General features: G+C 44.9%; 14 protein-coding genes. 8 read left to right on the forward strand and 6 right to left on the reverse strand.

The features are described from left to right. The first annotated feature begins 329 nt into the window (after nucleotides 1–329). The gene (locus QUB70_RS22620) at nucleotides 330–896 is read left to right on the forward strand and encodes a Uma2 family endonuclease (protein WP_332983573.1); all 567 of its coding nucleotides are present in this window, start codon (nucleotides 330–332) and stop codon (nucleotides 894–896) included. A 235-nt stretch (nucleotides 897–1,131) separates the two neighbouring features. On the opposite strand, the gene QUB70_RS22625 is transcribed toward QUB70_RS22620, so the two are convergent. Then, nucleotides 1,132–1,485 carry a hypothetical protein gene (locus tag QUB70_RS22625; RefSeq protein WP_332983574.1) on the reverse strand — a complete coding sequence of 118 codons (354 nt, stop codon included), beginning with the start codon at nucleotides 1,483–1,485 and terminating at the stop codon, nucleotides 1,132–1,134. After that, nucleotides 1,486–2,853, reverse strand: a complete 1,368-nt coding sequence (locus tag QUB70_RS22630; protein ID WP_332983575.1) for an NACHT domain-containing protein — start codon at nucleotides 2,851–2,853, stop codon at nucleotides 1,486–1,488. It lies immediately after the preceding gene. 244 nt (nucleotides 2,854–3,097) lie between these two features. Here QUB70_RS22630 and QUB70_RS22635 point away from each other — a divergent pair, with 244 nt between their 5' ends. Beyond that, the gene (locus tag QUB70_RS22635) at nucleotides 3,098–3,934 is read left to right on the forward strand and encodes an SH3 domain-containing protein (protein ID WP_332983576.1); all 837 of its coding nucleotides are present in this window, start codon (nucleotides 3,098–3,100) and stop codon (nucleotides 3,932–3,934) included. Between the two features lie 57 nt (nucleotides 3,935–3,991). Here the strand turns inward: QUB70_RS22635 and QUB70_RS22640 are convergent, their stop codons facing one another. From QUB70_RS22640 to purB, 3 genes are all read right to left on the reverse strand, one after another. Beyond that, on the reverse strand, nucleotides 3,992–4,141 hold the full coding sequence (locus QUB70_RS22640; RefSeq protein ID WP_332983577.1) for a hypothetical protein: 150 nt from the start codon (nucleotides 4,139–4,141) through the stop codon (nucleotides 3,992–3,994). Further along, nucleotides 4,125–4,850 carry a M15 family metallopeptidase gene (locus QUB70_RS22645; RefSeq protein WP_332983578.1) on the reverse strand — a complete coding sequence of 242 codons (726 nt, stop codon included), beginning with the start codon at nucleotides 4,848–4,850 and terminating at the stop codon, nucleotides 4,125–4,127. The genes QUB70_RS22640 and QUB70_RS22645 overlap by 17 nt, the downstream gene beginning before the upstream one ends. A gap of 303 nt (nucleotides 4,851–5,153) precedes the next feature. After that, nucleotides 5,154–6,449, reverse strand: a complete 1,296-nt coding sequence (gene purB, locus QUB70_RS22650) for an adenylosuccinate lyase (protein WP_332983579.1) — start codon at nucleotides 6,447–6,449, stop codon at nucleotides 5,154–5,156. Nucleotides 6,450–6,589: 140 nt separating this feature from the next. Here purB and QUB70_RS22655 point away from each other — a divergent pair, with 140 nt between their 5' ends. Both QUB70_RS22655 and QUB70_RS22660 read left to right on the forward strand, forming a co-directional pair. Then, nucleotides 6,590–6,838 carry a helix-turn-helix domain-containing protein gene (locus QUB70_RS22655; RefSeq protein WP_332983580.1) on the forward strand — a complete coding sequence of 83 codons (249 nt, stop codon included), beginning with the start codon at nucleotides 6,590–6,592 and terminating at the stop codon, nucleotides 6,836–6,838. After that, nucleotides 6,835–7,566: a restriction endonuclease gene (locus QUB70_RS22660; RefSeq protein ID WP_332983581.1), complete on the forward strand. Its 732-nt coding sequence runs from the start codon at nucleotides 6,835–6,837 to the stop codon at nucleotides 7,564–7,566. The genes QUB70_RS22655 and QUB70_RS22660 overlap by 4 nt, the downstream gene beginning before the upstream one ends. On the opposite strand, the gene QUB70_RS22665 is transcribed toward QUB70_RS22660, so the two are convergent. After that, the gene (locus tag QUB70_RS22665) at nucleotides 7,529–8,722 is read right to left on the reverse strand and encodes a DNA cytosine methyltransferase (protein WP_332983582.1); all 1,194 of its coding nucleotides are present in this window, start codon (nucleotides 8,720–8,722) and stop codon (nucleotides 7,529–7,531) included. The genes QUB70_RS22660 and QUB70_RS22665 overlap by 38 nt on opposite strands. Here QUB70_RS22665 and QUB70_RS32750 point away from each other — a divergent pair. The 4 genes from QUB70_RS32750 to QUB70_RS22685 all read left to right on the forward strand — a co-directional run bounded on the left by QUB70_RS32750 (nucleotide 8,713) and on the right by QUB70_RS22685 (nucleotide 9,897). Further along, nucleotides 8,713–9,114, forward strand: a complete 402-nt coding sequence (locus QUB70_RS32750; RefSeq protein ID WP_442927810.1) for a type II toxin-antitoxin system HicB family antitoxin — start codon at nucleotides 8,713–8,715, stop codon at nucleotides 9,112–9,114. The two genes, QUB70_RS22665 and QUB70_RS32750, sit on opposite strands and share 10 nt — an antisense overlap. Before the next feature lie 18 nt (nucleotides 9,115–9,132). Then, nucleotides 9,133–9,414: an excisionase family DNA-binding protein gene (locus tag QUB70_RS22675; RefSeq protein WP_332983583.1), complete on the forward strand. Its 282-nt coding sequence runs from the start codon at nucleotides 9,133–9,135 to the stop codon at nucleotides 9,412–9,414. An 85-nt stretch (nucleotides 9,415–9,499) separates the two neighbouring features. Further along, nucleotides 9,500–9,694, forward strand: coding sequence for a type II toxin-antitoxin system HicA family toxin (locus QUB70_RS22680; RefSeq protein ID WP_332983584.1), 195 nt, complete (start codon nucleotides 9,500–9,502; stop codon nucleotides 9,692–9,694). After that, nucleotides 9,691–9,897, forward strand: coding sequence for a type II toxin-antitoxin system HicB family antitoxin (locus tag QUB70_RS22685; protein WP_332983585.1), 207 nt, complete (start codon nucleotides 9,691–9,693; stop codon nucleotides 9,895–9,897). The genes QUB70_RS22680 and QUB70_RS22685 overlap by 4 nt, the downstream gene beginning before the upstream one ends. Nucleotides 9,898–9,961 lie beyond the last annotated feature (64 nt).

The raw sequence follows: 9,961 nt of genomic DNA on the forward strand, positions 1-9,961 counted from the left end.
GAGCCTAGAGGGGGCTGATGTATTCACCAACCACATTATAACAGAAAGCCGTCCTAGAAGAACAGGGCTTGTATCCCATTAATTTTGGTCAATGAATATTTAAGTCATGCAACCTTAGCTTTAGGGTGTGTCGCGATCGACAATCCTCAAGAAAAAGCGACAATCTAACAGCGACGCACCTGTGCTTGCAAGACTCGTGGAAACAAACCTATATGTAAGGTGCGTCGCCACTCGAAAAGTCGATATAATTTAGAGATTAAAAATGGCGACGCACCCTACGAATACTAAGCTTTTGTCGCATTCTATGCCTTTAACAGCAGAAAAACACCATGATCCAGACAAAAACTCAACTCACTCTGGAAGAGTTTCTCGCTCTTGGCGAAGGAGAAGGCGATATTACCTACGAACTTATTGACGAGCAAGCAGTACCGAAAATGTCACCTAAAAAATTTCATTCTCGCCTCACCAGAAGCCTAATAAAAATCCTCGAACAGTGGGGTGACGAACGGGGAGAAATTGGTGTAGAATGGGCGGTAAAGTTAACCCGCCAGGGGCGAGACTGGGTGCCAGTACCCGATCTTTTATATGTTTCTTACGAACGCTTATCTCCTGAGTGGAATCAAGATGAAGCCTGTCCTGTAGTCCCAGAATTAGTCATAGAAATTATTTTACCCGAACAAACTTTCGGTCAGTTAGCTGCTAAAGCGAGAGATTATTTAGATGCTAAGGTATTGCGGGTTTGGATAGTAGATAGCAAGGCGAGAAGTCTTACAGTTTTTTACCCCGATGCAGCACCGCAGACTTATATGGGAGATACCCTATTAAAAGATGCACTACTTTTTGAGGGATTAGAATTTACAGCGCAACAGCTATTTCAGATGGCAAAAATACCATAAACTTTTTTGGGATGAGTGTGTGTTAGTTCACAAGCTATTCCATTGTTCAAGAGTAATTTGCCTTTCTATAATCTCCTCCGCCTCCCGAATCATCATCCGTAGCTGAGGGACAGAATACTCCTCATTAGAGGGAATCGTTAAGCGATACTCCTGATAAATCATAAACTGGTGTTTACTTCCAGAAAAAGGGCCCGAAAAGCCTAGCTGTTGTAATTTCTGGATGAACTCTCGACGCTTACAAGGTGTCCAACGGCTCAAGGCTAGGCTCCTGATTTAAATCAATATTGTCAATGACGGGCATTTGATGTCGCAATTTCAACCCTAGCAAAATCCAGTCTTCCAAAGTTGATCGCAACTCATTTTGACACTCTTTTAAAGTTGAACCAAAGGCGATGACTCCCTTGCAAACTGGAATTTTACCTACAAAGCTATGATCTTCAAGTTTGTCATACATAGCCTCTGTCATTGCTTTGTCAACGTATTCGCTCAGAATGAATTTTACAGTCATTGAGTTTCCTTTTGCTTGTCGAATATTAGAATCTCCTTCACAGTTACATCCATTATATTTGTTTTTGTCAAGTTCCGGCATTTAGATTTCCGCAAAATGTTTTTGCAATAAATCGTGAATAAATCGATAACGCCGATCGCCCGTTTTTTGCAGCAACAGGCGATCGCTTGCAGCATCGAGAAAACGCCTGTAATCCCAAGGAATGTAGCCCTTCGACCACAGCACGAGGTGCAATATAAACCTTTCAATCCCCGGAATTCCCGGCAAAAAAGCACTAATTACCGCCGCAACAGCACCCGCAATCAATCCCCAAATCGACCCGGAGACTAGGGTGGCAATTAATCCCAAAATCACCCAAATCAGCCCGCCAACCAGCTTAACTCCAAACTGATACTTGCGCCGTTCCTGGTCTGTTTGCAGCCAGTTAGACGGTATGCGATCGAGGTAAAATTCTTGAATTCCTTGCTGTTCCATCCTTCTCGCCAACCATCCCAGCCAGTGGCGAATTTGTTCGGGCCGCAGTTCCTTGCTTCTGGGATACTGCTTGACTTCCCCGGTCATTTGGTGGCGGATGTAGGCAGTTAACAGATATTTACGCTGTTCTTCTGCGGAAGTTATGCGCTTCCAAGATTCGATTAAAATATCGTCGTAAGCCAGAGCCATCATGCTCAAAAGCAAGGGAACTTTTGCTAATTTCAACAACTCCGGTTCGCGCTCAATGCTGTACCAAAGTTCGCGGCTTCTAGCTTCTAGCAAATAATTTTGAATTTGAGTTTCTGTCAGAGGTTTCAATAAAACCGCTGCTTGCAGGCGAAATCTAGTCTGGCAGTTTTTGTAAGCTTCAAAACTGCTGCAAGCTACTAAATGTTTTGGTTTAAATTCGCTTTCCACAAACTGATTGATTGCTTGAATGCAGATATTTTGGCGGTGGGTTTCCACTTCGTCCAAGCCGTCGAGGAGAGGCAGCAATTGTTGCTCGGCAAGCCATTTTTTGCCGACAGCAGGAGAGATGCCGTATTTGAAGTGAAGTTGAGCAATTAACCAATCTGCGATCGCCCCGGATTCTGCTTTCCACGATCCGAGTTCAAACAGCACCGGTACTGGCAAACTAGCATCTTTTTGGGCGCGGGAAATTAACACCCGAGCTAATTCTAGCAGGGTTGTAGTTTTGCCTGCACCCGTCGCTCCCAAAATTACCAATTTGCCGTTGGTACGATCGAACACTTGAGAAATGCTAGCTTTGGGAGGAAGCCGAAAACTCGGACGGTTGCCGGCTTTCACTTCCACATCCCAACAGCGGTTAACACCCGTTGGCGGCGAGTCTTGACTGAGGTTAGCGTGCACAGCAGCGTGCAAAGACTGCGATCGCCCTGCTTGGACTTCCTGCTTCACCTCCTTCAACAATCGATCGCGAGGCGGTTGTAATCTGTGAGGAATCAATTTTGACATTTTATGTACCTCGCGCTGAACGCTTACTTTCGTAAATTTGCGCGCAAATAACCCAGAGCAAGATTACCATCAGTATAGGCGTCCAGTATATATTGACTCAAATTATTGCGACAATTATGGATCTGAAATTTTATCTAAAAATCCTGACCTGTGGCCCGCACTAGGTATTTCCACTATAAATTAACTGGCGATCGCCCCAACTCCCAAACAAAAATTATCAGTATAGATACAGAGAGGGTTTTTTATGTCATTTACGAAGGGTCAAATCATCACAGTAAGCTTAGCAGGACTGGCAACAGCGGTAGGAGTGGCTGCTGCAACTATACAGTCGGGTGCGCTCGAACAATCCAATCCCCCCCTTGCACAATCCCCGGCATCCACCAGAAACCCGATTGCAGCGCCGACGAACAATCCCGAATCTCGGCAACCAGAATCTCTGCAAGCACAAACTCAAGCTGCGGAATCTCCGAAATCCCAACCTGCAAAAACCCCGGTAGTTGAATCCTCGCTAGTTGCAGGAGTATCGCAGGAAACAGTTGGGCCAGTAGTTGTCACACCGCCAAATTCGGGTTGCAAAATCACCCAGGCTGTAGTCAGCGATCCGAATCCACCGCTAAATGTGCGATCGCTCCCGCAAGTAAGCGGCAGCAAAATAGTAGGAAGCCTTAATAATAATACCTTTGTTTCAGTCGCCGAAGAACAAAACGGTTGGCTGCGAATTACCGATCCAGTTCCCGGTTGGATTGCCAAAAACCGCACCGAAAGCAGTTGTTCTAACGTCAACCAGCAGATTAATTTTCTGCCGGGAGGAGATGAGGCGATCGTCAAAGGTCGAATTATCGGCGGCGGCAGCCACTCTTACCGGATTCGGGCCGCCAAGAATCAAACAATGACTGTTAGGAATCGGAAAGATGTTTTCCCGCAAATTATAACTCCTGGCGGCCAACTTTTAGCAGGAGCTCCTTATCAAGCCAATGAAACAGAGTGGAGTGGAAAAATGCCAGTAACAGGCAATTACACATTACAACTCGACTCAAATTTCCGGGGATACGAATACGAATTTTCGGTTAAATTGCGATAATTTCCCTGACATCTGTGGGGACACGGCAGTGCCGTTTCCTACCAGAGTCTGCGACTTTTAATAAATATCGCAACCGCCAAGACGGTTAAGACATTTTTGAACGGTGAAACCCTTGCCGTGGCTGCATTTTCCTTCTTCCTTCTTCCTTCTTCCTTCTTCCTTCTTCCTTCTTCCTTCTTCTATAGTATAATTAAGGAATCGCCCCAAGCGATATATCGAGAATCGCAAACTTCTGCCAATCTTCTGAATCAAAGTGCCACCATTCAGTTGTTATACCGATAAATCCGTGTTTTTTCATCGCATCCTTAAGCACTTGACGATTTTTCCGAGATTGCGCGCTGCCGCCTCGATAATCTGCGTGAGCTTTTTCGGTAAAATCGTCATAAGGAGTTGGCATTTCTAATTCTTTGCCAGTGCGATCGACTAAAGTTAAATCCACAGCCGCACCGCGATTGTGCCGCGAACCCCTAGCAGGATTAGCAACATAGCGCGGATCTGGCAAAAATTCCCACATTTGCTCAGTCACATAGAAAGGCCTGTAGCAATCGTAAACTTTCAAACCCAATCCGATTTTTTCCAAATCTGTTTGAACTAGCGCTAATTTTTGAGCGACAGAACTTCTCAAAGCGCATTTTGCTTGAGAGTAAAGCTTTCGTTTCAAGAAATTGTTCGCAGTGGCGTAGCGGATATCGAGGCGAATGTTGCGATTTACGGTGCGGATGTCAACAAGTCGCGCCCAACTGGGCAGTTGACTCATGAAAATGCTTTCAGGTACTACTGGGTTTGGTTCTGGTTGGATAATTTGCACTTGTGGCGGCTCCTGGGCGCGAATAGATGTTGTATAATTCAGTGTGGTTGTAGATAGTAAGACAAGGATAAATATAATTAGATATTTTGCAAATCGACTAATTTTCATAAATCTGTTAATTTGAGGTTTTATATGGGTTTTCACAATTCATATCTTCGGGGATTTTCGCGTTTTTCGTCTTGTCTGCCAGCCCGCCATACCGACAAGGGTTGAAACCCCTGTCTCATAGCTAAAGTCCTCTGAAGAGGACTGAAATATTTCTCTAAAACTTTTATTTTATGAGTATTTCAGTCGGTTTTAACCGACTTTAGCTATGAGACGGGGGTTTCAACCCCCGGCGGACTGTGGGACAAGCGCGAGAACGCTCGATCTCTTCTCTGTCTGTGAGTAATTTTTAATTGTTAATTCTCCTCAAATTCCCAAGCGCTGATACACTAAATCTAAGTGCCTCAATTGATACTGCGGATCGAAACAATCATCAATTTCTTTGGTCGTCATCTTAGCTGTTACCCGATCGTCCTTAGCAATCAAATTGTAGAAATTGCCTTCAGATTTGTTCCAAGCTTCGTGAGCACAAGATTGCACAATTTTGTATGCGTCTTCGCGACTCGTGCCTTTTTCTACTAAAGCTAACATCACGCGCTGGCTGAAGATAACTCCGCCGTAAAGATTCATGTTTCGCTTCATATTTTCGGGATAGACTAGCAGGTGTTTTACTAAGTCTGTGGTTTCTACTAACATGAAGTGAGTAACAGTGGAACTGTCGGGCAAAATCATCCGTTCTACGGAACTGTGAGAGATGTCTCTTTCGTGCCAAAGCGCTACGTTTTCTAAGGCTGCGACGGCGTTGGCGCGGACAATTCTCGCCATCCCCGTGAGTCTTTCGGAGCGAATTGGGTTGCGTTTGTGGGGCATGGCAGATGAGCCTTTTTGCCCTTTGGAAAAGAATTCTTCGACTTCGAGAACGTCGGTGCGTTGCAGGTTGCGAATTTCGACTGCAAAACGCTCGATCGATGCTGCTAACAGTGCTAAGGTTTGGACGTATTCGGCGTGTCGATCGCGCGAAATGACTTGAGTCGATGCACAATCGGGCTCGAGTCCGAGGTTTTGGCAGGCGATCGCTTCAATTCGCGGGTCAATATTAGCATAGGTTCCGACTGCGCCGGAGATTTTGCCGACTGCGATCGACGATCGCAAATTCACCAATCTTTCACGGCTGCGAAACACTTCCGCCAGCCATCCAGCTAGTTTAAAGCCAAAGGTGATGGGTTCGGCGTGAATTCCGTGCGATCGGCCCACCATCACGGTATTGCGATGCTGTTGAGCCTGATAGCGAATAGCTTGACTCAATTCTTCGACACGTTCTAACAAGATATCAACGCTAGCGACTAATTGCAGCGCCAAAGCCGTATCGAGCACATCGGAACTGGTTAAGCCGAGGTGAATGTAGCGGCCGGCATCGCCTACATATTCGTTGACATTTGTCAAGAAAGCGATCATGTCGTGGCGAACTTCGGCTTCAATTTCGAGGACTCGTTTCGGGTCAAAATTAGCCTTAGCTTTGATTTCTTCGACTGCGGCGGCGGGGATGTAGCCGAGTTCGGCTTGAGCTTCGCAGACAGCGATTTCTACTTGTAGCCAGCTTTTGAGTTTGGCGGTTTCAGTCCAGATGTTGCCCATTTCGGGCAAGGTGTAGCGCTCTATCACGGTTGGGAATTGGGGAATGCGATCGTCCTATTGTACCGCTATGTGGCACTGGGGATAGGTCGGGTTGGCGGGGGCGAATTTCCCAGAAATGTGACACATCGTCCGTAGACGGATAGTCCGCAGAGACTGAGAATTGGCAGATGAGTCGATCGAAACAGAAGATTCTGCGTGCTTTAGGTCATCTCGTCAGGCAACGCAGGACAGTGTTAGGAATTTCGCAAGAGGAACTAGGAATGCGCGCTAACTTAGACCGCACTTATATATCTGGAGTAGAACGCGGAGTCAGAAATCCGTCCATAACTGCAATTGTAAGTCTGGCTAGCGGCTTAGGCACAACAGTTTCCAATCTTCTCGAAAAACTAGAAATAGAAGCCGAAAATATAGAGTGAGCAATCAAGATTTAGCAAGCACAATTAAAGCTCAATTCAAACAAAACTCAACGCAATTAAAAGTCTTGAATCTCCTCTCAGACCAACAATGGCACTGTCGGGAGTGCGAAGGAAAACAGATCGCGTCAGGTCAATATGCTGGTGGCGGGGGGATTCAGGGATTGCAGCGCGGAACCAGGAAGCGCCCCGGTCTGGTTATTGAAAGAGAAAAGAGGTACTGTCCAACTTGTCAGGGAATACGCTTGGGCGATCGCTGGACAGGAGAGATAAAATCAGCAAATTCTGCTGCTAATATACCCGCTTCTCTAGTACAAAGAATACTCGAAGTTTCAGCTTATACAGATGTAATCGAACAGAGGAAACGAGCAGCGCATGAATTAGTAATTGACCATAGATTCCCGATGGAACGCTGGGGAGAAAATGAGCCACCACACCTGACATCTATGAGCGAACCTGAAATAAAGAAAAAATTTCAGTTGCTCAAGAAGGATACGTCAGGCAATCACAATCTTCTAAAATCTCGAAGTTGCGAACGCTGCATCAAAACAGGAAAAAGGGGAGAACCTTTCGGTATCAGCTTTTGGTATAAAGGAGGCGAAGATTGGCCTTCCATACATCAGCGTGGTGCTGAAGCTGAGGAAGGCTGCGTCGGATGTGGCTGGTATGATTTTGAAACTTGGAGAAATGCTCTCAATCAAAAACTAGCTGAATCTGCTCCTGACGGTTAATAATAAGTTTGCTAGGTTTATTCAAAGCAATATCAGTCAAGTAGGGAACAAGTGCCAAGCCAAGACACTCTGCTAAGCGCGGCGGCACGGCATTTCCAATTTGCCACATTGCCTTTTTCATCGAGCCTTCAAAAATAAATGAATCCGGGAAAGTTTGCAATCTAGCCATTTCGCGGGCAGAAATAACGCGATTAAGATAAGGATGAATATGAGTGCCGCCGTGATTTTCTTTCACAGTCATGCTCGGTTTCCCCGGATACTGTCGCTTGAAAGCATCTGCATAACTCTCGTACAAAGAACCTCCCGGCGGAACTTTAGCAAGTCTTTCCATATACTCAGCAGAATGGCGAGTCCACTCGTGATTAATTTCTGGTATACGAGTATACTCTGGTAAATTATCAATTGCTGACTCAATTGGTGTGTATTGTTCAGACAACAATTGTGGCTTGGGATAGGGATTTGGCATCCCAAATCTGTTAGCAATAAAAATAGCTCGCGGCCTGATTTGCGGAACTCCATAGGCGGCTGATTCCAGCACCGCAACGGAAACGTGGGGATAGCCAATTTCCTCAAACGCCTCGCAAATCGCTTGCCTGACAGCCCCTTTCTGTATCGTCAGAATTCCCGGCACATTTTCCATCACAACGTACCAGGGACGTATTTCCGAAACGATGCGGACAAACTCTCTAAACAGGCGGTTTCGAGGGTCGTTGGGGTCGCGTTTTCCAGCAACTGAGAAACCTTGACACGGCGGCCCACCTACAACAAGATGAACTTCCGGTGAACCAATTTGAGCGAGCAACTTTTGGGAATTTAAGTTTTTGATATCGTCGCAAAAGTGATGACAATCAGGAAAGTTTTTTGTATGAGTTGCCGAGGCGATGGGATTAATTTCAACGCTTGCTACTGGTCTAAAACCTGCTTGCAATAAACCTTGTGTCATTCCGCCAGCACCACAGAAAAGATCTACAAATCTATAGTCTGAGGCGGAGATTGACTGAGATTCAACATCAATAAAAATTTTATAAGGATCGGATTCGTCTGCTTCTAGTTCGCGTTGGATGCGTTCGTAACGCCCTAGTTTTGCTTGCTTCGGCTTTTTTGCAGGAATTGTCTCTTCCTTATTTGAGAATAAAGACAGTTGTATTGCTTCCATTTTACATTGGTTTACGGTATCATATCTATTGTACGGTACGGAACGAACGGAAGCATCCCAAATTAGTACAAGCTATTATCATAGCTGGCAAAGACGGAAATGATGCTAAACTATATTTAGAGAAGTTAGTCAACTTTGCAGAAGCTGAAGGAGATAGAAGAATGAATAGCCATTACAGTCTCATCATCCAGTGGTCAGAAGAAGATCGACTTTTTGTTGTCAGCTTACCTGAGTTTACCGATATCATGCAGCCTTGCACTCACGGAGACACTTACGAGGAAGCAGCAAAACACGGACAAGAATTGTTAGAAACCTTGATTGAGCTATATCAAGAAGATGGCAAACCTCTACCAGAACCTAAGACATTCGGGAAACGATTGCAGATTGCGTAAAGTTATTAATACCAACTCATGAATATTTCTCACAGCAGCGAAAACGAGGGTTATATTTCCGAAATGCGTCACAATCGCGAACTGACGACGCAGCAAGCTGCTGATATCATAAATGTATCGCGACCATTTCTTGTCAAGTTGCTAGATGAAGGAGCAATTCCTTATATCAAAGTAGGTTCCCATCGGCGGATTCAATTTAAGGATTTAATCATTTACAAAGAACATCGCGACAGAAAGCGCCGTAAACTATTAGATCAGCTAATCGAGATGACTGAAGAAGCTGGTTTATACGAAGAATAGGATTAATTCACTTTTTAAAGCGATGAAAAAACGTAAAATTTTAGAAAAGGTGCTATCTGGGTCAAAAAACATCAAATTTAATGAAATGGTGACACTGATTGAAGCCTTTGGCTTTAGTCTGGCGAGAGTCAGTGGCAGTCATCACATATTCAATCATCCTGAAGTGCCGGAAATCATTAATATTCAAAATAAGAAAGGCGAGGTGACACCCTATCAAGTCCGTCAATTCTTAGCGATAATCGAGGAATACGCTCTCACAATAGAGGATGATGAACCATGAAAGACTATCACATCAATATTTTTTACAGCAACCAAGATGAAGGCTACATTGCCGATATTCCTGATTTAAAATACTGTTCCGCTTTTGGCGAAACGCCAGAATCAGCTTTGCAGGAAGTACAGATTGCTAAAACAGCATGGCTGGAAGCTGCAAAAGCTGCGGGAAAACCCATTCCCGAACCAAAATATAGACGGCTCTCCTGAACTTGTGGTGATAATTTTATCTAATCAGAAAAACAAGCTAATACGCGATTTCTGAAATTATGAA

The organism is Microcoleus sp. A003_D6 (genome assembly GCF_036702825.1).
In the GTDB taxonomy this organism is placed as follows: Bacteria; Cyanobacteriota; Cyanobacteriia; order Cyanobacteriales; family Microcoleaceae; genus Microcoleus.